The organism is Phenylobacterium sp., from assembly GCF_036563285.1.
GTDB lineage: Bacteria > Pseudomonadota > Alphaproteobacteria > Caulobacterales > Caulobacteraceae > Phenylobacterium.
In genome coordinates, this window is record NZ_DATCMR010000011.1 from 407,344 (window position 1) to 433,580 (window position 26,237).

Annotated in this window: 29 protein-coding genes and 2 tRNA genes; 10 read left to right on the forward strand and 21 right to left on the reverse strand. The window is 69.6% G+C overall.

Features of this window, described 5'->3' with window-relative positions; genetic code table 11:
* The first annotated feature begins 48 nt into the window (after positions 1-48).
* The gene (gene trxA / locus VIL76_RS12670) at positions 49-384 is read left to right on the forward strand and encodes a thioredoxin (RefSeq protein WP_332045396.1); all 336 of its coding nucleotides are present in this window, start codon (positions 49-51) and stop codon (positions 382-384) included.
* Positions 385-487: 103 nt separating this feature from the next.
* Here the strand turns inward: trxA and VIL76_RS12675 are convergent, their stop codons facing one another.
* Genes VIL76_RS12675 through VIL76_RS12695 form a run of 5 tightly spaced genes read right to left on the reverse strand, consistent with a single transcriptional unit; the run spans position 488 to position 5,471 of the window.
* A complete protein-coding gene (locus VIL76_RS12675; RefSeq protein ID WP_332045397.1) occupies positions 488-1,846 on the reverse strand; it encodes a folylpolyglutamate synthase/dihydrofolate synthase family protein in 1,359 nt (452 codons plus the stop codon).
* A complete protein-coding gene (locus VIL76_RS12680) occupies positions 1,821-2,750 on the reverse strand; it encodes an acetyl-CoA carboxylase carboxyltransferase subunit beta (RefSeq protein WP_332045398.1) in 930 nt (309 codons plus the stop codon). Before VIL76_RS12680 ends, VIL76_RS12675 begins: the two co-directional genes overlap by 26 nt.
* 4 nt (positions 2,751-2,754) lie before the next feature.
* Positions 2,755-3,591, reverse strand: a complete 837-nt coding sequence (trpA, locus tag VIL76_RS12685; protein ID WP_332045399.1) for a tryptophan synthase subunit alpha — start codon at positions 3,589-3,591, stop codon at positions 2,755-2,757.
* Entirely contained in the window at positions 3,588-4,808 is a 1,221-nt protein-coding gene (trpB, locus tag VIL76_RS12690; RefSeq protein WP_332045400.1) for a tryptophan synthase subunit beta, read from the reverse strand. The genes trpA and trpB overlap by 4 nt, the downstream gene beginning before the upstream one ends.
* 21 nt (positions 4,809-4,829) lie before the next feature.
* A complete protein-coding gene (locus tag VIL76_RS12695; RefSeq protein WP_332045401.1) occupies positions 4,830-5,471 on the reverse strand; it encodes a phosphoribosylanthranilate isomerase in 642 nt (213 codons plus the stop codon).
* A 77-nt stretch (positions 5,472-5,548) separates the two neighbouring features.
* Between VIL76_RS12695 and VIL76_RS12700 the strand changes: the two genes are divergently transcribed.
* The gene (locus VIL76_RS12700) at positions 5,549-6,103 is read left to right on the forward strand and encodes a hemerythrin domain-containing protein (protein WP_332045402.1); all 555 of its coding nucleotides are present in this window, start codon (positions 5,549-5,551) and stop codon (positions 6,101-6,103) included.
* A 45-nt stretch (positions 6,104-6,148) separates the two neighbouring features.
* Complete coding sequence (locus VIL76_RS12705) at positions 6,149-6,673, forward strand: hypothetical protein (RefSeq protein WP_332045403.1); 525 nt, start codon at positions 6,149-6,151, stop codon at positions 6,671-6,673.
* Here VIL76_RS12705 and mscL read toward each other — a convergent pair.
* From mscL to aroA, 5 genes are all read right to left on the reverse strand, one after another.
* Positions 6,670-7,155 (reverse strand): large-conductance mechanosensitive channel protein MscL, encoded by a 486-nt coding sequence (gene mscL / locus VIL76_RS12710; protein ID WP_332045404.1) that lies wholly within the window; start codon positions 7,153-7,155, stop codon positions 6,670-6,672. The two genes, VIL76_RS12705 and mscL, sit on opposite strands and share 4 nt — an antisense overlap.
* A 9-nt stretch (positions 7,156-7,164) precedes the next feature.
* The gene (locus VIL76_RS12715; RefSeq protein ID WP_332045405.1) at positions 7,165-7,455 is read right to left on the reverse strand and encodes an integration host factor subunit beta; all 291 of its coding nucleotides are present in this window, start codon (positions 7,453-7,455) and stop codon (positions 7,165-7,167) included.
* A 186-nt stretch (positions 7,456-7,641) separates the two neighbouring features.
* A complete protein-coding gene (gene rpsA / locus VIL76_RS12720; protein ID WP_332045406.1) occupies positions 7,642-9,357 on the reverse strand; it encodes a 30S ribosomal protein S1 in 1,716 nt (571 codons plus the stop codon).
* Positions 9,358-9,488: 131 nt separating this feature from the next.
* Positions 9,489-10,139: a (d)CMP kinase gene (gene cmk, locus VIL76_RS12725; protein WP_332045407.1), complete on the reverse strand. Its 651-nt coding sequence runs from the start codon at positions 10,137-10,139 to the stop codon at positions 9,489-9,491.
* Positions 10,136-11,464, reverse strand: coding sequence for a 3-phosphoshikimate 1-carboxyvinyltransferase (gene aroA / locus VIL76_RS12730; RefSeq protein WP_332045408.1), 1,329 nt, complete (start codon positions 11,462-11,464; stop codon positions 10,136-10,138). Before aroA ends, cmk begins: the two co-directional genes overlap by 4 nt.
* A gap of 139 nt (positions 11,465-11,603) precedes the next feature.
* Here aroA and VIL76_RS12735 point away from each other — a divergent pair, with 139 nt between their 5' ends.
* Positions 11,604-12,077 (forward strand): TIGR02300 family protein, encoded by a 474-nt coding sequence (locus tag VIL76_RS12735; RefSeq protein WP_332045409.1) that lies wholly within the window; start codon positions 11,604-11,606, stop codon positions 12,075-12,077.
* A gap of 92 nt (positions 12,078-12,169) precedes the next feature.
* Positions 12,170-12,245 (forward strand) — tRNA-Ala (locus VIL76_RS12740).
* A gap of 44 nt (positions 12,246-12,289) precedes the next feature.
* Here the strand turns inward: VIL76_RS12740 and VIL76_RS12745 are convergent.
* Complete coding sequence (locus tag VIL76_RS12745) at positions 12,290-13,432, reverse strand: pilus assembly protein TadG-related protein (protein ID WP_414695444.1); 1,143 nt, start codon at positions 13,430-13,432, stop codon at positions 12,290-12,292.
* A 162-nt stretch (positions 13,433-13,594) separates the two neighbouring features.
* On the opposite strand from VIL76_RS12745, the gene VIL76_RS12750 reads away from it, so the two are divergent.
* The 3 genes from VIL76_RS12750 (at position 13,595) to VIL76_RS12760 (ending at position 16,460) form a co-directional block, all read left to right on the forward strand.
* Entirely contained in the window at positions 13,595-15,556 is a 1,962-nt protein-coding gene (locus VIL76_RS12750; protein WP_332045411.1) for a hypothetical protein, read from the forward strand.
* 115 nt (positions 15,557-15,671) lie between these two features.
* On the forward strand, positions 15,672-16,091 hold the full coding sequence (locus VIL76_RS12755) for an Hsp20 family protein (RefSeq protein ID WP_332045412.1): 420 nt from the start codon (positions 15,672-15,674) through the stop codon (positions 16,089-16,091).
* Between the two features lie 111 nt (positions 16,092-16,202).
* Positions 16,203-16,460, forward strand: coding sequence for a DUF1150 domain-containing protein (locus tag VIL76_RS12760; RefSeq protein WP_332045413.1), 258 nt, complete (start codon positions 16,203-16,205; stop codon positions 16,458-16,460).
* Between the two features lie 79 nt (positions 16,461-16,539).
* On the opposite strand, the gene ptsN is transcribed toward VIL76_RS12760, so the two are convergent.
* The 4 genes from ptsN to rpoN all read right to left on the reverse strand — a co-directional run bounded on the left by ptsN (position 16,540) and on the right by rpoN (position 19,951).
* Positions 16,540-17,016 (reverse strand): PTS IIA-like nitrogen regulatory protein PtsN, encoded by a 477-nt coding sequence (gene ptsN, locus VIL76_RS12765; protein WP_332045414.1) that lies wholly within the window; start codon positions 17,014-17,016, stop codon positions 16,540-16,542.
* Positions 17,017-17,089: 73 nt separating this feature from the next.
* Positions 17,090-17,713 carry a ribosome hibernation-promoting factor, HPF/YfiA family gene (gene hpf, locus VIL76_RS12770; RefSeq protein ID WP_332045415.1) on the reverse strand — a complete coding sequence of 208 codons (624 nt, stop codon included), beginning with the start codon at positions 17,711-17,713 and terminating at the stop codon, positions 17,090-17,092.
* 32 nt (positions 17,714-17,745) lie between these two features.
* Entirely contained in the window at positions 17,746-18,372 is a 627-nt protein-coding gene (locus VIL76_RS12775) for an exopolysaccharide biosynthesis protein (RefSeq protein WP_332045416.1), read from the reverse strand.
* Between the two features lie 76 nt (positions 18,373-18,448).
* Positions 18,449-19,951 (reverse strand): RNA polymerase factor sigma-54, encoded by a 1,503-nt coding sequence (gene rpoN / locus VIL76_RS12780; RefSeq protein ID WP_332045417.1) that lies wholly within the window; start codon positions 19,949-19,951, stop codon positions 18,449-18,451.
* A gap of 140 nt (positions 19,952-20,091) precedes the next feature.
* Between rpoN and VIL76_RS12785 the strand changes: the two genes are divergently transcribed.
* Both VIL76_RS12785 and VIL76_RS12790 read left to right on the forward strand, forming a co-directional pair.
* Entirely contained in the window at positions 20,092-20,826 is a 735-nt protein-coding gene (locus VIL76_RS12785) for a YafY family protein (RefSeq protein WP_332045418.1), read from the forward strand.
* A 77-nt stretch (positions 20,827-20,903) separates the two neighbouring features.
* Positions 20,904-22,760, forward strand: coding sequence for a M3 family oligoendopeptidase (locus tag VIL76_RS12790; protein WP_332045419.1), 1,857 nt, complete (start codon positions 20,904-20,906; stop codon positions 22,758-22,760).
* Between the two features lie 33 nt (positions 22,761-22,793).
* Here the strand turns inward: VIL76_RS12790 and VIL76_RS12795 are convergent, their stop codons facing one another.
* The 6 genes from VIL76_RS12795 to VIL76_RS12820 form a co-directional block, all read right to left on the reverse strand.
* Positions 22,794-23,444, reverse strand: coding sequence for a hypothetical protein (locus VIL76_RS12795; protein WP_332045420.1), 651 nt, complete (start codon positions 23,442-23,444; stop codon positions 22,794-22,796).
* Positions 23,444-24,178, reverse strand: coding sequence for an LPS export ABC transporter ATP-binding protein (gene lptB / locus VIL76_RS12800; RefSeq protein WP_332046496.1), 735 nt, complete (start codon positions 24,176-24,178; stop codon positions 23,444-23,446). The genes VIL76_RS12795 and lptB overlap by 1 nt, the downstream gene beginning before the upstream one ends.
* A gap of 37 nt (positions 24,179-24,215) precedes the next feature.
* Positions 24,216-24,773 (reverse strand): LptA/OstA family protein, encoded by a 558-nt coding sequence (locus VIL76_RS12805; RefSeq protein WP_332045421.1) that lies wholly within the window; start codon positions 24,771-24,773, stop codon positions 24,216-24,218.
* Between the two features lie 15 nt (positions 24,774-24,788).
* Positions 24,789-25,412 (reverse strand): LPS export ABC transporter periplasmic protein LptC, encoded by a 624-nt coding sequence (lptC, locus tag VIL76_RS12810; RefSeq protein WP_332045422.1) that lies wholly within the window; start codon positions 25,410-25,412, stop codon positions 24,789-24,791.
* A gap of 14 nt (positions 25,413-25,426) precedes the next feature.
* The gene (locus VIL76_RS12815; RefSeq protein ID WP_332045423.1) at positions 25,427-26,044 is read right to left on the reverse strand and encodes a ribonuclease D; all 618 of its coding nucleotides are present in this window, start codon (positions 26,042-26,044) and stop codon (positions 25,427-25,429) included.
* A 101-nt stretch (positions 26,045-26,145) separates the two neighbouring features.
* Positions 26,146-26,232, reverse strand: a tRNA-Leu gene (locus VIL76_RS12820).
* Between the last annotated feature and the right edge of the window lie 5 nt (positions 26,233-26,237).

Below are 26,237 nucleotides of genomic sequence, written 5' to 3' on the forward strand. Positions count from 1 at the left end.
CGAGCGTGAGGTCGCGTTTGGAAATGGCCCACGCATAAGGAGCTATCCATGGCCACTGTGAAGGTCACCGACGAGTCCTTCGAGAAGGACGTCCTGCAGGCCGACGGGCCGGTGCTGGTGGATTTCTGGGCGGAGTGGTGCGGCCCCTGCAAGCAGATCGCGCCGGCCCTGGAGCAGATCTCCGAAGAGCTGGGCCAGCAGGTCGTCGTGGCCAAGCTGAACATCGAGGAGAGCCCCACCACGCCCTCCCGCTACGGCGTCCGCGGCATCCCCACCATGATGCTCTTCAAGGGCGGCCAGATGGCCTCCATGAAGGTCGGCGCCATGCCCAAGCAGAAGATCCTCGAGTGGCTCAACGAGGTCGGGGTCTCGGCCGCAGCTTAAGCCGCTCATCCCCGCGAAGGCGGGGACCCAAGCTGAATTGATCTAGCGGAGAGCCCGCTTGGATTCCCGCCTTCGCGGGAACGAGCGGGCTTTCTTGTGCGCGCTAGGTCGGCCAGGTCTCGCGGCTCATCGCCAGCACCTCGCCGGCGAAGTGCAGCCCCCCGCAGACCAGCACGTGCGGCGCCGGGCCCTCACCGGAGAGCGCCCGGCGGACGCCCGCCTCCACATCACACACGGTCTCGACGCTCAGCCCCGCCGACCGCGCCGCCTCGGCGATGTCGTCGGCCGGCGCCGCCTGCGGCGAGTCGAACGTCGTCGCGAGCACCTTGGGATGCATCTCCGCGAACGGCTGGAAGAAGCCCTTGGCGTCCTTGCGCGCGAACATGCCGGCCACCAGCACCAGCGGCCGTCCGTCCCGGTCCACCAGCCGCGACGCGGCCTCCGCCAGGGCCCTGCCGGCATGCGGGTTATGTCCGCCGTCGAGCCACAGGTCCGAGCCCCGCGCCCGGGCGAGCTCGGCCAGCGGGCCCTTGGTCAGGCGCTGGAACCGGGCCGGCCACACGGCCGCGGCCACCCCCTGCCCGATCGCCTCTTCCGAGAGCGCGTGGTCGAGCGTGAGCGCCGCCGCCACGGCGAGCCCTGCGTTGGCGAACTGGTAGCCGCCGAACAGGCTGGGCGGCGGCAGGTCGAGCAGTCGCTCCGGCATCTGCACGAGCAGCCGCCCGCGCTCCTCCCAGGCGTCGAAGTCGCGGCCCATGAGCAGCATGGGGGCCATCTTGGCGTCGGCCTCGCGCTCGATGATGTCGAGCGCCTCGTCCATCTGGCGGGCGACCACCACCGGCCGGCCGGTCTTGATGACCCCGGCCTTCTCCCAGGCGATCTTGGCCAGGCCCGGGCCCAGCATCTCCAGGTGGTCGTAGTCCACCGGGGTGATCACGCTCACCGCCGGAGCGTCGAAGACGTTGGTGGCGTCGAAGCGGCCGCCCAGGCCCACCTCCACCACGCACAGGTCCGCCGGCGTCTCGGCGAAGGCCTGGAACGCCAGCACCGTGGTGATCTCGAAGAAGCTGATCGGCTGGCCGTCGTTGGCGGCCTCCAGCTGGTCGGTGAGCTCTTCCAGCCGGGCGTCGGAGATCAGCTCGCCGGCCACCCGGATGCGCTCGGCGAAGCGCACCAGGTGCGGGGAGGTGATCGCGTGGACCTTCAGGCCCGCGGCCTCGGCGATGGCGCGCAGGTAGGCGACCGTCGAGCCCTTGCCGTTGGTGCCCGCCACGTGGATCACCGGCGGCAGGCGCTTCTCCGGGTGCCCCAGCGCGGCCAGCAGCCGCTCCACGCGCCCGGTGGTCAGGTCGATCAGGCTCGGGTGGTTGGCGCGCAGCCGCTGGATCACCGCGTCGGAGGCGCGGATCGGGTCGTGGTCCAGGGCTGTCGTCGCGTCAGGCGGCGGAGGGAAGTCGCTCACGCCCCATCATCAGGGTTTTCAGGATCGACGCCAGCACCGCCGGCATCTCTGCGCGCGTGGCGACCTTGTCGACCATGCCGCGCTCTACCAGGAATTCCGACTTCTGGAAGGCGGCGGGCAGGGTCTCCCGGATGGTCTGCTCGATCACCCGGCGCCCCGAGAAGCCGATGGTGGCGTTGGGCTCGGCCAGGTGCACGTCGCCCAGCATGGCGTAGGAGGCGAGCACGCCGCCGGTGGTGGGATCGGTGAGCACCACCACATAGGGCAGGCCCGCGGCCTTCACCTCGTTCACCGCCAGCGTCGTGCGCGCCATCTGCATCAGGGAGAGCGTGCCCTCCTGCATGCGCGCGCCGCCCGAGGCGGTGAAGATCACGAACGGGACCTGGCGCTTCACGGCCTCCTGCGCGGCCTTGATGAAGGCCTCGCCGGCGCCGACGCCCAGCGACCCGCCGAGGAACAGGAAGTTCTGGACGACGACCACCGCCGGCTGGCCCTGGATGTGGCCGTAGCCGATGGCCATGGCGTCCTGCTGGTTGTGCGCCTTGCGGGCGGCCTTCAGCTGGTCGGCGTAGGGCTTGTCACCGGTGAACTTCAGGGGATCGTCCGGGGCGACGGGGGCCACGATGGGCTCGTACTTGCCGTCGTCGAAGGTGATGGAGAGCCGCTGCGCCGCGCCGATGCGCATGTGGTGGCCGGACGGGGTGACCCACAGGGCCGCCTCCAGGTCGGGCCGGTAGATCATCTCCCCGGTCTCGGGGCACTTCACCCACAGGTTCTCAGGCGTCTCGCGCTTGGCGAAGGCGCCGCGCACCCCGGGCGCGATCTTCGAGAGCCACCCGCCGCGCTGGCGCGGAGCCGGGGTGGGACGTTGGGGCTTGTCGTTCTTCTGCTCAGCCATCGCCATGGTTCTAGACCGTCGTCGTTTGGCCGGTTCGCGCGAGGCGCACAGACTTAGCCAAGGATTCAACTTTGGAAAGAACTCGAACGGTCACGTCTTCGTTTCTCTCCAGGGCGTGGGCGACCTCGTCGACCAGCGCAGAACCAACCACTGCTGCGTCCGCGACGCGTGCTATCGCAGCGGCCCTTTCCGGAGTCTTGATGCCGAAGCCCACAGCCACCGGCAGGCCGGAGGCGCGGCGCACCCGCTCGACGTGCGGCGCCACCGCCTCGGCGTCGGCTTCCTTCACCCCGGTGACCCCGGCGACCGACACGTAATAGACGAAGCCGGAGGTGCGTTTCACGATGGTTTTCAAGCGGTTGTCGTCGCTGGTCGGCGTCGCCAGGCGGATCAGGGATACGCCCGCGGCGTCCAGGGCGTCGGCCAGCGGCCCGGCCTCCTCTGGCGGGCAGTCCACCACGATCAGGCCGTCGATCCCGGCTTCCGCGGCGTCGTGGGCGAAGGCCTCGATCCCCCAGGTGAGCAGGGGGTTCATGTAGCCCATCAGGATCAGCGGGGTGTCTTGGTTTCCCTTGCGGAAGGCCGCCGCCAACTCGAGCGTGCCCCGCAGCGTCATCCCCTTCATCAGCGCCCGCTGCGCCGCCCGCTGGATCGGCGGGCCCTCGGCCATGGGGTCGGAGAACGGAAAGCCGATCTCGATCAGGTCGGCGCCGGCGCCCGGCAGGCCCTGGAGGATCTTCAGCGACGTTTCGGCGTCGGGGTCCCCGGCCATGACATAGGCCACGAAGGCCGCACGGCCTTCCGCCTTCAGCGCCGCGAACCGGGCGTCGATGCGCGCCTTGGTCAAACGGTGCGTCCCAGGTGCGCCGCGACGGTCGCCACGTCCTTGTCGCCGCGGCCGGAGAGGTTGAGCACCACGATCCCGTCCCTGCCCACGTCGCGGGCGATCTCGCCCACCCGCGCCAGGGCGTGGCTGGACTCGATGGCCGGGAGGATCCCCTCCAGCTTGGAGAGCAGCATGAAGGCCTCCAGCGACTCCGCGTCGGTGGCGGTGAGGTAGGTCGCCCGGCCCACGTCGTGCAGCCAGGAATGCTCGGGCCCGATGCCGGGGTAGTCCAGGCCGGCCGAGATGGAGTGCGCCTCCTCGATCTGGCCTTCGCGGTCCTGCAGCAGGTAGGTCATGTTGCCGTGCAGGACGCCGGGGCGCCCGCCGTTGATGGCCGCGGCGTGCCGGCCGCTCTCCATCCCTTCGCCCGCCGCTTCGACGCCGAAGATCTTCACCTCCGGATCGTTCAGGAACGGGTGGAACAGGCCGATCGCATTGGAGCCGCCGCCGACGCAGGCCACGATCGCGTCCGGCAGCCGGCCCTCAATCTGAAGGACCTGCTCGCGCACCTCCTGGCCGATCACCGCCTGGAAGTCGCGCACCATGGCCGGATAGGGGTGCATCCCGGCCGCCGTGCCGATCAGGTAGTAGGTGTCGTGGACGTTGGTCACCCAGTCCCGCAACGCCTCGTTCATGGCGTCCTTCAGGGTGGCCGACCCCGAGGTCACCGGCCGGACCTCCGCGCCCAGCAGGTTCATCCGGAAGACGTTGGGCTTCTGCCGCTCCACGTCGACCGCGCCCATGTAGACCACGCACGGCAGGCCATACCGCGCGCACACCGTGGCCGTCGCCACTCCGTGCTGCCCGGCCCCGGTCTCGGCGATGATCCGGGTCTTGCCCATCCGCATGGCCAGCAGGATCTGGCCCATGCAGTTGTTGATCTTGTGCGACCCGGTGTGGTTCAGCTCCTCGCGCTTTAGATATATCTTTGCGCCGCCGTAGTGGGCCGTCAGCCGCTCGGCGAAGTAGAGCGGACTAGGCCGCCCCACATAGTGCTTCAGGAGACTCTTGAGCTCCCCCTGGAACCCCTCGTCCGCCTTCGCCGCCGCATAGGCCGCGTCCAGCTCGTGGACCAGCGGCATCAGCGTCTCGGGCACGTAGCGCCCGCCGAACTGCCCGAACCGGCCGTCGGCGTCGGGATAGGCGGTGTAGTCGTTGGGGCGGGCCGGCGCGTTCACGGGTCGGTCTCTTGCGGCTCGTCAGGCTCGGCGGACGGCGTCGAGGAACGCCGTGATCAAGGCCGGGTCCTTTAGGCCGGGACCGCGCTCCACGCCAGAGGAAACGTCGACGATCGGCGCGCCGGACTGCTGCACCGCCTCGGCCACGTTCCAGGGGTCCAGCCCGCCCGCCAGGAACCACGGCCGGCGGAAGCGGCGGCCCTTCAGCAGGGCCCAGTCGATCGAACGGCCGGTGCCGCCCGGCGTCGGCGAGTCCTTCGGCGCCCGTGCGTCGAACATCAGGTGGTCGGCCACGGTGTCGTAGTCGCCGGCCGCGTCCACGTCCGAGGCGTCGGACACCGGCAGCGCCTTGATCACGCCCACCCCACTGCGGGCGGCGATCTCCCGCACCCGGCTCGGGCTCTCCTTGCCGTGCAGCTGGATGAAGTCGGGCGCAAGCTCGCGGGAGATGGCGTCCACCACCGCGTCGGACGGATCGACGGCCAAGGCCACCACCTTGGCCCGGTTGCGCACCGGCTCGGCCAACCGCCGTGCGGCCTCCAGCGCCAGGTGCCGTGAGCTCTTTTCGAAGTAGACGAAGCCCAGGTAGCCCGCGCCGCCGTCGAGGGCGGCGCGCACGGCTTCCGGGGTCGAGACCCCGCAGATCTTCGCCTGCACGCTCATGGGAGGGGATTAGGGGATCAGCCGGAACATGGGCAAGACCCGGCCGGTTCTTCCGCCGACGCCAGGAGAGCCTTTCCATGACCCATTCCAACGGACACCTCGGCCGCATCGCGACCGCCGCCGGCCTCGGCCTGATGGCCGGCCTCGCCATTCCGCACGCCAAGAAGGCGGTGATGCAGGGGCCCTCGCTTGCCGCCGGGGACTGGGTCGCGGCCCTGACCGCCGAGCACCGCCTGGTGGAGAAGATGTTCGACCAGCTGCTCGCCACCGGCGACGACGAGAAGATGAAGCGCGACATGCTGCTGGCGAAGATCGCCTACGCCATCACCAAGCACGGCATCGAGGAGGAGAACGTCATCTACCCGGCGCTGGCCGAGAACGCCCGCACCGACCAGGCGCACCACCTCACCCATGACCACGCCGAGATCAAGACCTTCATCTACGATCTGCGCCGCACCGGCTCCACCGACCCGCGCTGGCTGATCAAGGCCCGCGCGTTCTGGGGCCAGCTGCAGGAGCACATGCGCGAGGAGGAAGAGGACATCTTCCCGGCCTTCCGCGACGCCCTGCCGCCGGAGGAGAACGCCCGCCTCACGCGGATGATGAACTGGGAAGGCTTCAAGGTGGCCTAGACGGCTCCCTGCGCCGCCGCCAATCTGCGCCTCACGAGGGGCGCGATGGCGGACGACATCTGGCAGGCATGGCGGGAGCTCGTGCGGACCATGTCCGTGCGCAGCCTGCTGCTGGAGTTCTTCTTCTCCCGCAGCGTCTGGTCGCAGTGGGGCGTGGACTACGTCAGCGGGCTTCGGCTCAACCGCTCCAGCCGCCGGGTCTTCGGCCTCGTCGGCCGCCTCGCCCCCGTCGACGCCCGGCGCCTGCACGCCATCGCGCTTATCAATCACCGACGCCTGGAGGCGATCTCCCGCTGGACGGCGGTGGCGGCGGTGACCGCCCCGGCCTCGGCGATCCTGATGATCGCCCAGGTCTCTCCGGCGCTGCTGAAGCGGGTCCACATGGATGCGAAGGACTGGGTGCTCCTCGCCATCAGCGGCTTCGGCCTGCTGTGGGTGCTAATGGCGGCCTGGCGCGCGCGGCAGATGGTGACCGTGGTCGAGCTGGCTTTCGTAGAGCATGGGCTGTCGCTGCAGGGCGGCGAAGCCGCCGAGGAGGAGGCGCCGATCAGCGCGCCGATGGGCGCCTAGGGGACCTTCGAGGCGTCCCCTTGCGCCTTCAGCAGGTCGCGGATCTCGGCGAGCAGCACCTCCTGCGGCGGCGCTGCGGGCTTGGTGGGTGCGCCCTTCTCCGCCTCACGCCGGCGGATGACGTTGATCATCTTCACCAGCATGAACACCGCCCAGGCGACGATGACGAACTTGATCAGGGTGTTGAGGAAGGCGCCGTACTGGACGGCCACCAGCTCGTTGACCTTGGTGGCGGGGTTGTCGGGCTTCAGCACCCACTGCAGGCGTGAGAAGTCGAGGCCCGACAGCAGCAGCCCGATGGGCGGCATCAGCACCAGGTCGACCAGCGCCTTGACGATGTCGTTGAACGCCGCGCCGATGATCACGCCCACCGCGAGATCGATCACGTTGCCGCGCGCGATGAACTCGCGGAATTCCTGGATCCAGCTGACCGGACGCTTCAGGACCTCGGCAGGCTCGGGCAGCTCGATGCCCACGGGCATCCCTCAGGCCTATTCGTCGCCGCTGATGTTGAGCCGCTCGCGCAGCTCCTTGCCGCTCTTGAAGAACGGCACGTGCTTGGCGCGCACGTCCACCGGCTCGCCGGTGCGCGGGTTGCGCCCGGCGCGGGCCTCGCGCGAGCGCACGGACAGCGCGCCGAAGCCGCGCAACTCGACGCGGCCGCCCTCTTCGAGCGCCTGGATCATGCGCTCCAGGATCACGCCCACCACGCGCTCGATGTCGCGCTGGGTGAGATGCGGATTCTCTTCCGCGAGTTTCGCGATCAGTTCCGACTTGATCATGCGCGCCCCTTAAGACGCGCGGACCATGGGCGAGTTAGTCTTTCGATTCAAGGGATCAATAGGGTTTACGCTGCGGGAATGGCGCAGCTTTCGCCGCTCCGTGGCCGCAACCTCACAGCCAACAAATGAAAACGGCGGACCGGTTTCCCGATCCGCCGTTCACAAGCTCAGCCTTCAAGCTGAACCTTAGTCCTTCTTGGCCTTCTCGCGCAGGGCGGCGCCCAGGATGTCGCCCAGCGAGGCGCCGGCGTCCGAGGAGCCGAACTTCTCGATGGCTTCCTTTTCCTCGACCATCTCCAGCGCCTTGATCGACAGCGACACGCGGCGGGCCGCCTTGTCGATGTTGGTGATCTGGGCGTCGACGCGGTCACCCACGGCGAAGCGCTCGGGGCGCTGGTCGGCGCGGTCTCGGGAGAGGTCCGACTTGCGGATGAAGGCCGTCATCGGGGCCGCGTCTTCGCCGAACTTCACCTCGATGCCGCCCGAGGTGACCTCGGTGACGGTCGCCGTCACGGTCTGGCCCTTGCGGAACGTGTCGCCCTGCATCGGGTCGCCCGAGAGCTGCTTGATGCCCAGCGAAATGCGTTCCTTCTCGACGTCGACGTCGAGCACGCGCGCCTTCACCACGTCGCCCTTGTTGTACTTGGCGATCGCTTCCTCGCCCGGGGTCGCCCAGTCGAGGTCGGACAGGTGCACCATCCCGTCGATGTCGTTCTCCAGGCCGATGAAGAGGCCGAACTCGGTGGCGTTCTTGACCTCGCCTTCCACCGTCGAGCCAACCGGGTGGGCGGCCAGGAAGGCGTCCCACGGGTTGGCCATGGCCTGCTTGAGGCCGAGCGACACGCGGCGCTTGGACGGATCGACGTCCAGGACGACCACTTCCACCTCTTGGCTGGTGGAGACGATCTTGCCCGGGTGGACGTTCTTCTTGGTCCAGGACATTTCAGAAACGTGCACCAGGCCCTCGACGCCGGCTTCCAGCTCCACGAAGGCGCCGTAGTCGGTGATGTTGGTGATGCGGCCGGTGAACTTCGCGCCCACCGGGTACTTGGCTTCCACGCCGTCCCAGGGGTCGGACTGCAGCTGCTTCATGCCGAGCGAGATGCGCTGGGTCTCGGGGTTGATCTTGACGATCTGCACCTTGACCGTGTCGCCCACCGCCAGCACCTGGCTCGGGTGGTTGACGCGCTTCCAGCTCATGTCGGTGACGTGCAGCAGGCCGTCGATACCGCCGAGGTCCACGAACGCACCGTAGTCGGTGATGTTCTTGACCACGCCTTCGCGGACTTCACCCTCTTGCAGCTGGCTCACCAGCTCGGTGCGCTGCTCGGCGCGGGCTTCCTCGAGGATCGCGCGACGCGAAACCACGATGTTCCCACGGGGACGATCCATCTTGAGGATGGCGAACGGCTGCTCGCGGCCCATCAGCGGGCCGACGTCGCGCACCGGACGGATGTCGACCTGCGAGCCCGGCAGGAACGCCGAGGCGCCGCCGAGGTCGACGGTGAAGCCGCCCTTCACGCGGCCGACGATGGAGCCCATCACCGGCTCGTTGCGCTCGTAGACGGCCTCGAGGCGCGTCCAGGCTTCTTCGCGGCGGGCCTTGTCGCGGCTGATCACCGCTTCGCCCATGGCGTTCTCGACGCGCTCGAGGAAGACCTCGACCGTGTCGCCGGCCTTGAGGGCGGGCTTGCCTTCCTCACCGGGGCCGGCGAGGAACTCCTTCAGCGACACGCGGCCTTCGGTCTTCAGGCCGACGTCGATGATGGCGAAGTCCTTCTCGATGGCCACGACCTTGCCGTGGACCACTTGGCCTTCCATGAAGTCGCGTCCGCCGAGGGACTCGTCGAGAAGCGCGGCGAAGTCGTCGCGCGAGGGGTTGAGGCTCAAATCGTCAGCCATGTGCTCTTTCGTCTAGCAATGACGGTAAGGCCCCGCTGCAGCCGCAGTCGGAGTCGTCGCGTCGGTTCAAGTGAATTCGATCTGCCCGCAGCCGTCGTTTTCTGAACGGAAGCCTGCGCGGTTGGATTTGCTCAGCTGGCTTCCCAGCGGGCTCGCGCGGCCTCGACGATGCGGCGGGCCGCATCGGCGGCCTGCTCTATAGTCATTTGGGACGTGTCCAGCAAGACCGCGTCCGCCGCCGGGCGCATCGGCGAGTCGGCGCGGCTGCCGTCGCGCTCGTCGCGTTTGACGATGTCGGCGAGGATCTCGTCGTAGCCCACGGCCTCGCCTTGGGCCTGCAGCTGCTTCCAGCGGCGCTCGGCGCGGACCCCGGGGGCGGCGGTGACATAGAGCTTGGCCGGCGCCTCTGGGCAGATCACCGTCCCCTGGTCGCGGCCGTCGAGCACGGCGCCTTCGGGCCGCCGCGCAAAGGCCAGCTGAAGGTCGCGCAAGGCCAGCCGAACCGCGGGATGCACCGCCACCCGGCTCGCCGCCTCGCCGGCGCCACGGGTGCGGAAGGCGGGGTCGCCCAGGTCCTCGGCGCGCAGCCGGCGGGCGATCCCCGCGGCCGCCTCGGCGTTGTCGAGATCAAGCCCCGCGCGCTCCGCCAGCACGCCCACCGCCCGGTAGAGCAGGCCCGAGTCCAGCATCGCCAGCCCGTAGACCGCCGCCAGCCCAGCCGCGACGGTCCCCTTCCCAGACGCCGCGGGCCCGTCCACCGTGATCACGAACGGCGGCCTCACGCTGCTTGCGACGCCTCTTCCGCGATCTCGCCGCCCAGGCCGCGCATGAGGTCCACGAAGCCCGGGAAACTCGTGGCGATCATGCCGGGCTCGTCCACTGCCACAGGCTGGTCCGACGCCAGGCCCAGCACCAGGTGGCTCATGGCGATGCGGTGGTCCCCGGCGGTCGTCACCCGCGCGCCGCCGCCGACGCGGCCAGCGCCGGTCACCGTCATGAAGTCCGGCCCCTCCTCCACCGCCACGCCGCAGGCCGATAGCCCGGCCGCCATGAGGGCGATGCGGTCACTTTCCTTCACGCGCATCTCTGCGATGCCGCGCATGACTGTGCGGCCTTGCGCGAAGGCCGCGGCTACGGCCAGGATCGGGTACTCGTCGATCATCGAGGGCGCCCTTTCCGGGGGGACCTCGACGCCCTCCAGCTGCGAGTGCCGCGCGGTGACGTCGGCGATCGTCTCGCCGCCATCGTCGCGGACGTTGGTGACGCTGAGGTCGGCGCCCATGTCGCCCAGGGTCTCCAGCAGGCCGATCCGCAGCGGGTTGAGCAGCATGCCCTCCACCGTCACCGCGGAGCCGGGGGTGATCAGCGCCGCCACCAGCGGGAAGGCCGCCGATGAGGGGTCGCCCGGCACCCGTAGCGTCGCGCCGCGCAGCTTCTGGCCGGCCGCCAGCACGACGCGGCGACCGTGGGCGGTGTCGGTCACATCCACCTCGACGCCGAACGCCCGCAGCATCCGCTCGGTGTGGTCCCGCGTCGGCTCGGGCTCGATGACCTCGCAGCCAGCGCCGTTGAGGCCGGCCAGCAGCACCGCCGACTTCACCTGCGCCGAGGGCTCGGGCAGGCGGTAGGCCAGAGGGCGCAGCCCGCCGCCCTTCAGCGTCAGCGGCAGGCGCCCACCCGCCCGGCAGATCCAGGTCGCGCCCATCTCCCCCAGCGGCTTGAGCACCCGCATCATCGGCCGCGACCGCAACGAGGCGTCGCCGGTGAAGGTGGCCGACAGCTCGAACCCGGCCGCGGCCCCCATGATCAGGCGCACCCCGGTGCCGGCGTTGCCGCAGTCGATCACGTCCACCGGCTCGACGAAGCCCCCCTGGCCTTCGACGCGCCACCGTCCCTCGCCCAGCCGTTCCACCTTCGCCCCGAAGGCCGCCATGGCGGCGGCGGAGCGCTTGACGTCCTCGCCCTCCAGCAGCCCTTCGACTTCGGTGACGCCGCTGGCGAGCGCGCCCAGGATCAGAGCGCGGTGGGAGATCGACTTGTCGCCCGGGGCGCGCACGACCCCCTTCAGCGGGCCGCCGCGCCGGGCGCTCAGACCAGCTGCGGACATGGAATGATCGAGGCTCCCGAAGAGGTCGGATTCGTGGGCAGGCGATTGCTTTGACAGCCACGTTCGCGCGTGGCAAGGGAGCCCGCTTCCCGCGGGGAGCCCCCTTCCCGCACCGCCTGATCAAAGAGGATCGCCGCCTTTGGCCAATCCCGAGCTGGGCACCAAACAGATTTGCCCCACCTGCCAAGCCAAGTTCTACGACCTCAACAAGCGCCCGGCGCACTGCCCGAAGTGCCAGTCCGACTTCGATCCTGACGAGGCCGTCCGGAACCGGCGCGTGCGCGCCCGCGCGGTGACGCCCGAACCCGAGGCCGAGGAAGAGCGCGAGGACCAGGTCCTGGGCGATGAGGCCGAGGCCGAGGAGGAAGAGGAAGAGGACGTTGTCACCCCCGAACTCGACGAAGTGGCCGACGAGCCGCCGCTGGTCGCCGACGACGACGAGGAAGACACCGCCGAGCCTGGCGTGAGCCCGGTCGCCGACGACCTCGGTGAGTTCGCCGACGAGGACGAGGTGGAGGACGACGCCGACGTGCCCTTCCTGGAAGAGGAAGAGGACGACTTCGACGATTCCGAGATCGAGGGCCTGCCCGACGAGGGCGACGACGAGCGGTAACACCCGCGACAAAAATGCCAAGGCGCGGGCTTGATCGGAACAAGGCTTCTGACTAGGTTCCGCGCCTTCCGGGCGACCGGGAAGACGACCTCGGGGCTATAGCTCAGTTGGTAGAGCGCTTGAATGGCATTCAAGAGGTCAGCGGTTCGACTCCGCTTAGCTCCACCATGAAAGCCCGCCGGTGACCCCGGCGGGCTTTCGCCTTTCCGGGGCTACTCCAGCAGCCTGACCATGCCGCCGCCGCGGGCGCAGTTGGCGAGCTGCAGATGGGCGTTGCCGATCCACTCGACCGTGTCGGCGTAGAGCGTGGTGCAACCGCCGCCGACCCGCGTATTGCCGTTGAACCGCACCGCCTGCTTCGGGAAATAAAGCGCGCCGTCCAGATCCTGGTCGGCGCCGCCGTTGAAGATGTTGGTCGCGCCGGTCGCCACGCGTTCCTGGAAGAACAGGATCCCCGCAGTGGCGCCGCCTCGCGGCGCCGACAGCTTCACGTCGGCCCCGCCGTTGATCTGCACCGTCGCGCCGTCGGCGAGCAGGAAGGTGACGCCCTGGCCCCGGATGTTGGTGTTGCCGTTGAAGATCAGCGGCCCGCCCCGCACCACATAGATGCCCGGTCCGAAATTCACCGTCCCGCCACTGACCTGCAGGCCGCCGCAGAACACCATCGGCGTCGGGCCGGCGGCGAAGCGCTGGCTGTTGGTGACCTCCAGGGCGTTGTGCTCGCAGCCGCCGTAGGCGGGGACGGGCACATTGCCGAACGGGTCGATCGCCGGGCGCGCGCCGGTGTTCAGCTTGGCGTCGAGCCGGCCGCCGAGGGAACCTGCGCCGCCCACCACCTCCACCGAGGTCGCCTGCAGGTAGGACGAGCCGCTCATCTCGAACGCCCCGTTGCTGACCGAGTTGGCGTACGCCGAGCAGGACTCCAGCGTCACGGAGAAGGAGCCGCTGACCCACAGGCTGCGGGCGGCGGTGGGGTTGAAGGCAATCACGCAGGCCGAGGGTCCGGTGGTCAGCGCCCGGGTCTTGGCGCGGGCGATCATCGGCTGGCCGGTGAACCTCTCGAACACGATGCTCTCGACCTTATGCGACGCCTGGGCTTCGACGATCCGGCCGTTGTCCGTCAGGCGGAAACTCATCGACAGGTCGTCGAGCTTGGCCAGCGGGCCCACGCCTTGGGTGAGCATCTTGGAGCCGACCTCCATCGCGGTCGCGTCGCTGATCGCGCCATCCTTCGCCGCCGCCAGCGCCGCCGCGTCGAGGGAATCCTGCAGCTCGGCTCGCGCCGTATAGAGGGAGGCGACATCTACCGCGCCGAGCGAGGCGAGGGTCAGCGGCACGAGCGCCAGTCCCAGCATGACGGCCACGCCGCCACGCCTGTCTGTCCGGAACTTTGTCAGCACCCCGGCCATCCCGCCGACTCAAAAAAGCTGCACCTTGCGGTAATGGCAGAGCTTGAGCTGGGTTCCGTCGGCGGAGCACTTTCACCCAGGCCGTGTGCTGGGTAGGTTCCGCGCGCCATGAGCGCGTCCGATTCAGCAGCCCGACGCCTGAACCGCATCACCCTCGCCGTGGGCTTGGCGCTGGCGGGCCTGTCGCTGCTGCTCAGCTTCTACGACCCGGCGATGCCGGCTGGCGACCTGGACTCCTCCTGGGCCATGGCCAGCGAGTACGCCCTCAAGCACGGGCTCGTCTTCGGACGGGACTTCATCTTCACCTTCGGGCCGTACAATCCACTCGCGACGCGCTTCTACGACCCGGCCTGGTTTCGGCTGGTCCTCGCCTACGACGTGTTCTGCATCGTGGCGCTGTTCTGGACGCCGCTGGGGCGCCGCTCGCTGGCCGCGCTCGTAGGGCTCACCCTGGTGGTTCTGGTGCTCCGGCTGCCCAGCGACGCCCTCTTCCCCGTCACCCTGTTCGCCATCTTCCTGATCGCCCTGCAGCGGCAGCGGGCCTGGCCGCTGGTCTTCGTGGCGCTCACCGGGCCCATCGTGCTCGCCAAGCTCTCCTTCATCGTGGTGCTGGCGCCGCTGATGGTGCTGGCCGACCTGGAGCGGGCCACCGCGCGGCGCGTCCCCTACCTCACCGTCGCCATGGCCGCCTCGATCGTCGCCGCCTATGTCGCCGCGGGACAGCCGCTCGGCGCCTTCCCGACCTTTGCGGTCAACGCCCTGGAGATCATCCTGGGCTACGGCCCGGCCCAGCAGATCCCCGGGGACCGCGCCGAACTCGCCGCCACCCTGACGACCTGGAGCCTGGGCATCGCCTTCGTCGGCGTTGTGGCGGCGCGGCGCTGGGCCGAAGACCGCCGCGACCTGCGTCCGGTCGCTGCCTGGCTGGGCTTCGTCTGGCTGCTGTTCGGCCTCTTCAAGATGGGGTTCCTGCGCCAGGACGTGCACACCATGGTCTTCCACATGGCCGCGCCCGCGGGTCTGGCGCTCGCCGTCGGCTATTTCGACCGGCCGGAGTACCGCAGCGCGCCCCGGACGGCGCTCTTCCTCCTGGGGCTGGTTGGGGCCCTGTTCTTCTCCTTCTACTGGCGCAGCGTGCTGCTCTCCCGGTTTTCGCTCGACCGCGCCGTGCGGCCGGCCAAGGTCGAGGGCCCGGCGCTTGCTCACGATGCGGGACGCGTGGTCACGCGTCTCGCGCCGCGCATGCAGACCGGCCTGAAATGGGCCACGGGCCAAGGCTTCGGCCAGGCCGCGGATAAGCGCCGCAAGGCCGAAGCCGCGCTTGCCCGGGACTTCCCGCGCTCGGTGACCGGCACGGTAGACGCCGTGCCTTGGGACCTCGCCCCGCTGATTGCCTCGGGCCTGGAGTATCGGCCGCGCCCCGTGCCGCAGAACTACCAGTCCAACACCCCCAAGCTGCAGGCCCTGGACGCCGCCCACTTCGCAGGCCGCACGGCGCCGGACACCCTGATCCTGCGCATAGAGGACGTAGACGGCCGGCTGCCGTCGCTAGCGTTGGGGCCCTCGCTGCCGGTGATCGGCCAGAGGTACGACGCGCTCGACCGTGACCCGCTGGGCCTCGTGCTGCGCCGGCGGGCCACGCCGCGGCCGATGCAGGTGGAGCGCACGCGGGCGCAGTCCTTGACGCTCGGCGCCTGGCACCGCATCCCGGCCGCGCCGGGGCGCCTGATCATGGCGCGGGTCTCCGTCGAGCGGACGCTTGCCGGCCGGGCCGTGGGCTTCCTGTTCCGCGAGCCGGTGATGCGGATCAGCCTGCGCACGGCCGCCGGACGGGAGGTCACCTACCGCTTCGTGCCGGCCATGGCGGAGCTCGGGACGGCCGTTTCCCCGCTGCCGGCAGCGTGGCCGTTGTCCGCGCCGGTGCTGCTGGATCCGGCCGCAGGCGGCGGCGAGCCGGTCACCGCCATGCGCCTCACCTCCGCCGGCGGCGACGGGGCCTTCGGCCGCGCCAGCGTCGCCTACGACCTGGTCAGCTTCGCGCCCGGGTTCGCGGGCGCCCTGCCGCCCTGAGCCGGGGCCGCATTGAACCGGCCAAGCCCGGTTCCCATATGGAACCTGTCCGGCCGAGCCGCGCCGCTCCAGGGCGGTCCGGCCGGAGAGTCGCTTCGCAAGAGGGCTCTGAAGGATGAACCGGACGCTACTTTTCGACAGCCCGTTCCTGTTGGGCTTCGAGCACACCCGCAGCCTCATAGAGCGCGCCGCCAAGGCGGCCGCGGAGAGCTATCCCCCCTACAATGTGGAGGATCACGGCGGCGGGCGACTTCGCATCAGCCTGGCGGTGGCCGGGTTCTCGCCGGATCAGCTTTCCGTGACCGTCGAGGACCGCCAGCTCACCGTGACCGGCAAGCGGGACGGCGCGGGCAAGTCCGAGGAGGCCTACCTCCACCGTGGCATCGCCGCCCGGGGCTTCGTTCGCAGCTTCGTGCTCGCCGACGGCATGGTGGTGGACGGCGCGACCCTGGAGCACGGCCTGCTCCACATCGACCTGGCCCGGCCCGAGCCGGAGAAGCGGATCACTACGATCCCGATCCGGAAGGGCGGTTGAGCTGGTCACATTAGTTAACCCCGGGGGCGTGCGGATGTCCGGCGGCCTGAGGGGCGGACAGAAAGGGCTGAACCCCCCGCTGTCCGACGCGTTGAGGTTTTGGAGGTGGTCATGATGACACCGGTCTTGACAACAGAAGCATTCGCTGCTCTCGGCGCGCCGCACCTGGTTTACGTGCGGCCCGTGAAGGCGGCGGAGATCCTGGCCAGCGTGCCTTCGGCCGCCGTCCAGGGCTTCGAGCTCGATCCCGAGCAGACCCTGTACGCGGTGCACCGCGCCGACGGCGAACGCCTCGCCGTCCTCACCGACAAGGAATCCGCGGTCGCCGCGGCCCTGGCCCACGAACTGGCCCCGGTGTCGGTGCACTAGTCAGATGCGACGAACGTCCCCTCCCCTGCCGGGGAGGGTGGAGAGCCGGCGCGAGCCGGCTTTTTTATTGCCTCGAGGGTTAGGCCGCGCTCGATCGGGCCGGCGAGCCGCCTTCCTGCACCAGCAGGGCGTGGATCGCGTCGGCGGTGCGCGCCTGGCGCAGTTGTTCGCGCAGCTCCGCCTGGCGCAGCAGGCGCGAGACGCGGGCCAGAGCCCGCAGGTGCTCGGCGCCGGCGCCCTTGGGCGCGAAGAGGGCGAAGATCAGGTCCACCGGCTGGTCGTCGACTGCGTCGAATTCCACCGGCTGCTCGAGGCGCACGAAGACGCCGCGCATGCGCTCGAGGCCTTCCAGCCGGGCGTGCGGGGCGGCCACGCCGTGGCCGACGCCGGTCGAGCCGGCCTGCTCGCGCTCGGTCAGCGCGTCCAGGATCTGTCCGGCGTCCAGCTTCAGGTTCCGCGCGGCGATCTCCGCGACCACCGCCAGCGCCTGGCGCTTGTTGGCCGCGCTCACGCGCAGGGCGATCGCGTTGCGATCGAGGAGTTCGCCGATGTGCATCTGTCTCTACGAAACCTGTTACTGGCGGCCCGCCTCCCGCGGCGGTCCGTACGCGACGGGAGGCGAAGCGCAGTCAGGCTTCGCTGGTTCCGTCGGCGCCGTCCCCGCCGCTGGTCCTCTCGGGGTCGATCCAGCCGATGTTCCCGTCGGGGCGGCGATATACCACCGACAATCCGCCGTGCGCAGCGTTCCTGAACACGATTGTTTGAGATTCGGTCAGGTCCAGCTCCATCACCGCCATGGAAACGGTCATGGTGCGCACCGGCCGTTCGGTCTCGGCGATCACCATCGGCTCGGGGAAGCTCTCGGCCGATTCAGTGTCGTCGCCCTCGTCCTCGATGTCCTCGGTGGCGCGGATCACGAAGTAGGAGGCGGTCTCGGCCTGCTTGGCGAGCGCCTGGGTGTGATGGTCCTTCAGCCGGTTCTTGTAGCGCCGCATGCGCTTGGCCATCTTCTGCATGGCCGCGTCGAAGGCCACGTGGGCGTCGCCGCCGACCCCGTGCGTGGTCAGCTGCTGGCCTGACGCCAGGGTGACGGCGCAGTCGACCTTGAAGGACTGGCCCTCGCGGCTGACCACCACGTCGGCGCCGCCGCCGCGGTCGAAATACTTCTCGATGCTGTTGGAAAGTTCGTCGGAGACTCGCGATCGCAAAGCCTCGCCGACGTCGACGTGTTTGCCGGTAACTTGGACTTGCATGAGACGATCAACGCGCCCGACGCCAGAAGGTGTCAAGCGCCGGCGAGGAGTCTGAAAACATGCTGGGCGACGCTGCTGATGGCGCCTGCGGCGAGCACCAGGACGCCCACGCTGGCCGCCGACAGCGCGTAGCCCAGGAGCGCCAGCACGCCGTCCCTCTGCACCAGCGACAGCGCCAGCACCGTCACCGCCGTGGCCGGCAGGATGTTGCCCAGCGGGATCGGCAGGATCAGCACTAGGGCGAGCAGGGTGCACACCAGCCCGATCATCCGCTGGCCCATGCCGCCGAACAGGAAGTCGAGCCTGGGGCGCGAGACCGCCTCCATCCGACGGATCCAGGGCAGCACCTTCGGCAGCCCCTTCTTCAGGTCGGCGGTGGCGATCGAGCCTTGGCGCACCCGCAGCGGCAGCCACGGCGCCCGCGCGCCGATCAGCAGCTGCGGCGCGAGCAGGCAGAGCGGCAGGCCGAAGATGGTCGTCCCGCCCGGCGGCAGGGGCAGGGTGCAGGCCAGGCCGAACAGCAGCAGCAGGCCGCCCATCGCCCGGCCGCCGAACCGCTCCATCATCTGGCCGATGCTGATCTGCGACTCATGATGCTCCCCGAGCTCCAGGAGGACCTCTGAAAGGGGCAGGTGATCGTGGCCGGATCTGTCGGGCATCGGACAGCCGAACATCTGGTGGGCGCCGGCGTTCCCGCCTAGGGATTCCGCGCCACACCCGCCGGGAAAGTGACGCTTAGACCGCTTCTTTCAGGATGCGGCGCCGCTCCACCGAGGAGGGGATGCGCATCGCCTCGCGGTACTTGGCGACCGTGCGCCGGGCGATGTCGACGCCCATCTCCTTGAGGATCTCGACGATTCGGTCGTCGGAATGGACGTCGTCCTCCCGCCGCTCGGCTTCGATCAGCTGCTTGATCTTGTGCCGCACGCTCTCGGCCGAGTGCGCCTCGCCGCCTTCGGAGGAGGCGATGGCCGAGGTGAAGAAGAACTTCATCTCGAACATCCCGCGCGGCGTGGCGATGTACTTGTTCGAGGTCACCCGGCTGACCGTCGACTCGTGCATGCCGATCGCGTCGGCGACGGTCTTCAGGTTCAGCGGCCGCAGGTGCTCCACCCCGAACGCCAGGAAGGCGTCCTGCTGGCGGACGATCTCGGAGGACACCTTCAGGATGGTCTTGGCCCGCTGGTCGAGGCTCTTCACCAGCCAGTTCGCCTGCGCCATGCAGTCGGCGACGAAGGTCTTCTCCTGGTCCGAGCGGGCCTTGGAGCTGACGCGGGCGTGGTAGCGCTGGTCGACCAGCAGCCGCGGCAGGGTCTCGGAGTTCAGCTCCACGTGCCACAGGCCGCCGGGGCCTTCGCGCACGAATACGTCCGGCGCCACCGGCTGGGCGGGCTCGCCGCCGAAGGCCGAGCCGGGCCTGGGCGTCAGCGCCCGCAGCTCGGCGACCATCTCGCGCAGGTCCTCCTCGTCCACCCCGCAGGCCTTGCGAAGCGCGACCATGTCGCGGCGGGCCAGCAGGTGGAGGTTCTCCAGAAGGGCGTCCATGGCCGGATCGAACCGGTTGCGGTCCTTCAGCTGCAGCATCAGGCATTCGCGCACGTCGCGGGCGGCCACCCCCGTCGGCTCGAAGCCCTGGATCACGCCCAGCACCTTCTCCACCAGCTCCAGGCTACAGCCCAGGCGGTCAGCGATCTCCGCCAGCTCGGCGCGCAGGTAGCCGCCCTCGTCGACGGCGTCGATCAGCACGCTGGCCACCGCCGCTTCCACGCCGGTGAGGCCGGCCACCGCCAGCTGGTCGTGCAGGTGCTCGGGCAGGTTCTTCTCGCGGGTGAGCACGCCTTCGAGGCCTTCGCCATCGTTGTCGAACCCGCCGCCGCCCTTGCCCACGCGCGACCAGTCGATGGCCCCGCCGGCGTCACCCGCCGCCTCGTCGGCCGCGTCGCCTGTGGCGCGCTCGCCGGGAGAGGCTTCGTCGTGGCTGGTGTCGAGATCTGCGCGGGCCGAAGAATCGTCGATCCGGTCCGTGGAGAGGTCGGCCGGCGCCTCGACCGGCGCTTCCGGCTCGGGATCGGCGTCGCGCTCGTCGCGCTGCAGGAGCGGATTGCGCTCCAGCTCCTGCTCGACGAAGGCCTCCAGCTCCATGTTGGAGAGCTGCAGCAGCTTGATCGCCTGCTGCAGCTGGGGCGTGATCACCAGCCCCTGGCCTTGCCGCATCTCCAGTCGAGCGCCGAGCGCCAAGTTACGTCCCCTCTGGCCTGTTTCTTGCTGAGGAGCGTATCGGTGCGTTCGCAACCGATTGGTTAACTGCACAGGCTTCTTTCGCCGATCGCCGGTCTTCGGCTTGCGCCTCCCGATCGCTGGCAGCACTCTGTCAGCAGATGCGCCGCGCCGACCGCCTGTTCCAGATCATCCAGATCCTGCGCCGCCACCGCGGCCCGGTGACCGCCGACGCGATCGCCGAGGAGCTGGAGACCTCCAAGCGCACCGTCTATCGCGACATTGCCGACCTGGTCGGCCAGCGGGTGCCGATCCGCGGCGAGGCGGGCGTCGGCTATGTGCTGGAAGGCGGCTTCGACCTGCCGCCCCTGATGCTCACGGCCGAAGAGGTGGAGGCCGCCGTGCTCGGCGCCCAGTGGGTCATGGCACGCGGCGACCCGGAGCTCTCCCGCGCCGCCCAGGACCTGATCGCCAAGATCGCCGTCGCCATCCCCGAGCACCTGCGCCCGCTGGTCATGGAGCCGGCGAGCCGCGCCATCCCCAAGTGGAACGGGCCCAAGGACGCCCTCGATATGGCCGCGGTGCGCCGCGCCATTCACGGGGGCCGCAAGATCGCGCTCGCCTACGCCGACGAGCAGGAGCGGGTGACGCGGCGGGTCATCTGGCCGGTGGGCGTGGGCTACTACGAGGCGGTGCGCCTGCTGGTCGGCTGGTGCGAGCTGCGCGGCGACTTCCGCAGCTTCCGGACCGACCGCGTCACCGAGGCGACCTTCCTCGAGGAACGCTTCCCCGAACGTCCCGCCGCGCTGCGCGCCCGCTGGCGCAAGGCCGCCTACGAGCAGTGGAAGCGTCACAAGTCTGCCCGCGAAGCCGCCGAACGGCCGGACGCGGCTTAGATCCTGAACATCCTGTAATTTGTCGCCCGGCCCCGGCGGCGCTTAGCGTGCGCGGCAGTTTCTTGGGGGCTCTTCTTATGACCGAACTTTCCCGCCGCCAGGCGCTGCTGCTGGCGGCCGCGGCCGCCGCCGCGCCGTCGCTCAGCCTCGCCCAGACCGCCGGCGCGCAGCTGCCCACCGTCTGGGACCTGACGCATCTCTATCCGAACGACGCGGCCTGGGACGCCGAGGCCAAGGCGGTGGAAGCCGCCCTGCCCGGCCTCTCCGCCTACAAGGGCAGGCTCGGCGAGAGCGCCGCGACGCTGAAGGCGGCGATGGAGGCCATCTCCGCGGTCAACAAGCGGCTCCTGCGCCTGATCGTCTACGCGACGCTCAAGGCCGACGAGGACCTGCAGGTCGCGGCCAACCAGGAGCGCCGCGACCGGGCCCAGGCGCTGGGCTCCAAGGCCGGCGAGGCTACCGCCTGGGTGAACCCAGAGGTGCTGCGCATCGGCCGCGCCCGCATCGAGACGCTGGTGAGCTCGGACCCCGGCTTGGCCAAGTTCCGGTTCGGTCTGCTCGATACCGTGCGCCAGGCGCCTCACACCCTGGACGACAAGGGCGAGCAGCTCCTGGCCGCCGCCGCCAATCCGCTGAACGGGCCGCAGTCGATCCGCAACCAGCTGGTGCTCTCCGACATCCCCTGGCCCCAGGTCGAGGTGGGCGGCAAGAGCGAGCGGCTCGACCTGCAGGGCTACACCCGCCTGCGCGCCGTCGCGGACCGCGCCGAGCGGAAGAAGGTGTTCGACACCTTCTTCGGCGCCTTCAAGGGCTTCGAATCCAGCCTGGGCGCGGCGCTGTCGGCCAAGGTCAACGGCGACGTCTTCAACGCCAAGGCGCGCAACTATCCCACGGCGCTGGCCGCGGCGGTGGACGGTCCCAACATCCCGGAGAGCGTCTACCGGACCCTGGTGGCCGAGGCGAACCGCGGCCTGCCGATCCTGCACCGCTATTTCGACATCCGCCGCCGGCTGCTGGGCCTGCCGGACATGGCCTACTACGACCTCTATCCGCCGGTCACCAAGCTCGAGGCGAAGTTCGACCTCGCCAGCACCCGGCGGCTCTCGATCGAGGCGCTGAAGCCGCTCGGGCCGGAGTATTCCGCTGCGTTCGCGCAGGCCACCGCCCAGCCGTGGGTCCACGTCTATCCGCAGAAGGGGAAGGCGAACGGCGCCTACGTCTTCGGCGCGGCCTACGACGTGCACCCCTACATGCTGCTGAACCACACCGAGAACTACGAGGGGCTGTCGACCTACGCCCACGAATGGGGCCACGCCATGCACACCCTGCTGGCGCAGAAGGCCCAGCCGTTCGAGCTGGCCGGCTATCCCACCTTCACCGCGGAAGTGGCCTCGACGGTCAACGAGCAGCTGCTGGTCGCCCACATGCTGAAGGGCGCCAAGGGCCGCGACGAGCGGCTGTTCTACCTCGACCGGGTCTGCGAGATGATGCGGGCCACCTTCTACCGCCAGACCATGTTCGCCGAGTTCGAACTGGCGGCACACGAGGCGGCCGAGAAGGGCGAGGCGCTGTCGGGCAAGCGGCTCAGCGCCATCTACCTCGACCTGCTGCGCCGCTACCATGGGCCGAAGGTGCAGGTCCCCGACGCCTACGGCATCGAATGGGCCATGCCGCAGCACTTCTTCAACTACACCTACTACGTCTACCAGTACGCCACCTCGGTGACCGCGGCCTCGGCCTTCGCCGAGCGGATCCTGGGCGGCGGCGCCCGCGAGCGCGACCTCTACCTGGGCGCCCTGAAGGCCGGCGGCTCGGACTATCCGGTGGAGGTGCTGAAGCGCGCCGGCGTCGACATGACCACGGCCGATCCCTACCGCGCCATGCTGACCAAGTTCTCGCGCACGCTGGACGAGATGGAAAAGCTGATGGCCTGACCTCCTCTCCACACGAAGACGGAGAGGGAGAGGTTAGCTGCCCAGCACGATCAGGTAGGGCGCGCTCGGGAAGCGTAGGGTCTTGGCGCCGGGGTGCTTGGCCGGTTCGAACACCGGCCGGCCGTTCGGCATGGGAAGGGCCGCGCGCCGGCCGTCGCCATAGATCACCTCGCCCGAGGCCACGCCGCGGAAGCTCGCCTGGTCGAACTTGGGGATCGCCATCCGCAGCACCAGGGGCGCGGCCTTCTTCACGCTGACCGCCGCCTGCGAGATCGCCGCCGAGATCGCCGCCGCATCGATCTCGGACGCGGGCGTCACGGCCGGCTCCACGAACATGCTGACCTTGGTCTTGCCGGCCGCCGCCGCAGCCGAGGTCTCGATCTGCCCTGTCGCGAGCTCCTGGGCGGTCGGCAACCGCATCGCCTTGCCGTCGCGGCCCAGCGGGATCGGCGTGCGGCGGCCCTCATGGACGAGGACCATGTCCGGTGCGGCCTTGTCGTTGGAGATCAGGTAGCCCACCCGGAAGCGTGACCGCTCGGCCGGCGCGATGCGATAGTAGGCGTCCAGGAACGGAAACGCCTTCTTGGCTTCGACCGTGCGGTCGTCGGCGGCAGACGCCGGCGAGGCCAGGGCCGCGGCCAGCGCGCCGGCGAGCATCGTCCGGCGCAGGATCTTGTGTGTCATCAGCTGAATCGATCGCCCAGGTAGACCCGGCGGACTTCCGGGTCGTCCACGATCTCCTCCGGCCGGCCTTCGAACAAGACCTCGCCGGCGTGGATGATTGACGCACGGTCGATGATGTCGAGCGTCTCGCGAACGTTGTGGTCGGTGATCAGGATGCCGATGCCGCGCTTCTTCAGATAGGCGATCACCTCGCGGATGTCGGCGATGGCCAGCGGGTCGATGCCGGCGAACGGCTCGTCCAGCAGCATGAACGAGGGCTCGGACGCCAGCGCGCGGGCAATCTCGACGCGGCGGCGCTCGCCGCCCGACAGCGACACCGCCGGAGCGTTGCGCAGGTGCTCGATGTGCAGCTCCTCGAGCAGCTCGGTGACCATCTCGCGCGCCTTGCGCCTGTCGCGCTCGCGAAGCTCCACGACCGACATGACGTTCTCGCCCACGGTCATGCCGCGGAAGATCGAGGTCTCCTGCGGCAGGTAGCCCACGCCCATGCGGGCGCGCTGGTACATCGGCTGGGCGGTGATGTTCTCGCCGTCCAGGTAGATGGCCCCGTAGTCGGCCGGGATCAGGCCTGTGATCATGTAGAAGCAGGTGGTCTTGCCGGCGCCGTTGGGACCCAGCAGGCCCGCCACCTCGCCGCGGGCTAGGCGCAGGGACACGCCCTTCACCACCGGCCGGCCGCGGAACGACTTTCCGATGTTGTCGACGACGAGGCCTTCCCCGGCCAGGCCGGGCAGCGTCGCGAAGCGCTCCTGCTTCAAGGCGTTCACCAGCCTAGCGTTTGGCGGACCGGGCGTTGTCCTGGTCCGGATAGAAGACGCCGCGCACGCGGCCGGACTTGTTGCGGCCGGTCGCCTGGCCCTGCATCCGACCTTCGCCGGTCTTGGTGTTCCAGACCATCCTGGAGCCGCGCAGGACATTCTTGCCCTGAACGGCGACCACGTCGCCGGTCATGGTCACGGTGTTGTTGGCCGCGTCGTAGAAGGCGGTGTCGCCGCGCGCCCGGTCGCCCTGGGCCGAGACGTAGTAGACCGTGCCCTTGGCCTCGACCGTTTGGACGTTGCCGCAGTTGCCGCCCTCGCCGGCGCCGCCGCCGCTCTTCTTCTCGAGATGGGCGGTCATGACGTCGGCGCGCAGCCGGGCGCCGGCCTGCAGGGCCTCGGCGCGGCCGCGCCAGATCAGGACGCACTGGCTCTGGAGCGTCTCCAGCTCGTCGGCCTCGATATCCATCGGCTCGGACCCGGTGGGTCCACCCGGCGCCTGCGCGGCTGCCGGCCAGGCGGCTGCGAGGGCCGCAACCGCGGCGATCGTCGTCAGGAGTTTGATGCGCATCGTGCTGACTGCCCGCTAATTCGTATTCAGGCGGGTCTTGACCCCGCCCTTGAAGATCATCCGCTCGCCTTTGCCTTGCACGGCATAGGACTTCGCGGTGATTTCTCCAACACTCCCCGACCCGTGAATAGGGCCTGAACCGACGATCTCGCCGCTCTTGGTGTCGAACAGGGACGCCGCGGTTTCGAAGATCCCCTGGGCGCCGGCGAGCTTGACCCCGCCCTGCAGGTCCAGCTTGCGGGTGCCCTCGTGATAGACGCCCTGCCTGGCCTCGATCCGCAGCGGATCGGGCCCCTCCTCGTCGAGCACGAGGGCCGGGCGGTCGAGCATCACCCGCTGATAGTCGCTGGCGTCGCGCACGGCGCTTGCGGCGGTGATCACATAGGCGCGGCCCTTGTCGTCGCGGCCGACGAAGCGGGGGTTCACCAGCCGGATGGGCGCGTCGTCCTCCGCCTGCTGCTGCGGCGCGGCGGTGACCGAATTGTAGACCACCACGCCGGCCAGGCCTCCCAGGATCAGGACGATCAGCGCCGGCAGGACCAGCCGCAGGGTCCGCACCAGCCGCGAGCGCCGCCGCCACCGTTCGACGCCCCGCTGGCGGAGCGGCGCTGCAACGACGGTGAACTCGGCCGCGGACACAGGCAGGGCCCTCTCTACGCGTGCGCGAAGATGTCGACGTCTTCCCAGCCGGCGACGTCCAGCACCGAGCGGTGCGGCAGGAAGTCGAAGCAGGCCCTCGCCAGCCGGTCGCGGCCTTCGCGGGCCAGCATCTCGTCCAGACGGACGCGGAGCGCGTGCAGATGCAGGACGTCGGAGGCGGCGTAGTTCAGCTGCTCTTCCGTCAGCTCCGCCGCGCCCCAGTCGGAGCTCTGTTGCGCCTTCGACAGGTCGACGCCCAGGACCTCCTTCACCAGGTCCTTGAGCCCGTGGCGGTCGGTGTAGGTGCGCGCGAGCTTCGAGGCGATCTTGGTGCAGTACACAGGGGCGGTCACCACCCCAAGGTGCAGCCAGAACATGGCGATATCGAAGCGGCCGAAATGGAAGAGCTTGGTGACCGCCGGATCGGTGAGCAGCCGCTTCAGGTTCGGGCAGTCGTAGCTGGAGCGGTCGAGCTGGACCAGGTGGGCGTCGCCCTGGCCGTCGGACAGCTGCACGACGCAGAGCGGGTCGCGGCCGAGCCGCAGGCCCATGGTCTCCGAATCTATGGCGACGCTGGCGGCGTTCGCCAGCCCGTCGTCCGGCAGGTCGCCTTTGTGAAGGAAGATGGCCACGTCGCTCTAAACTCGTTCGCCCCGGCGAATCCCGGCTCTCCAATATAGAGAGCGGGGCGGCGTCCGGGAAAGGACCGCCGAGCGAACCTCCGACCAACCGATGGTGCCCAGGAAAGGACTCGAACCTTCACGGCCGTTAAGCCACTGGCACCTGAAGCCAGCGCGTCTACCAATTCCGCCACCTGGGCCCGAC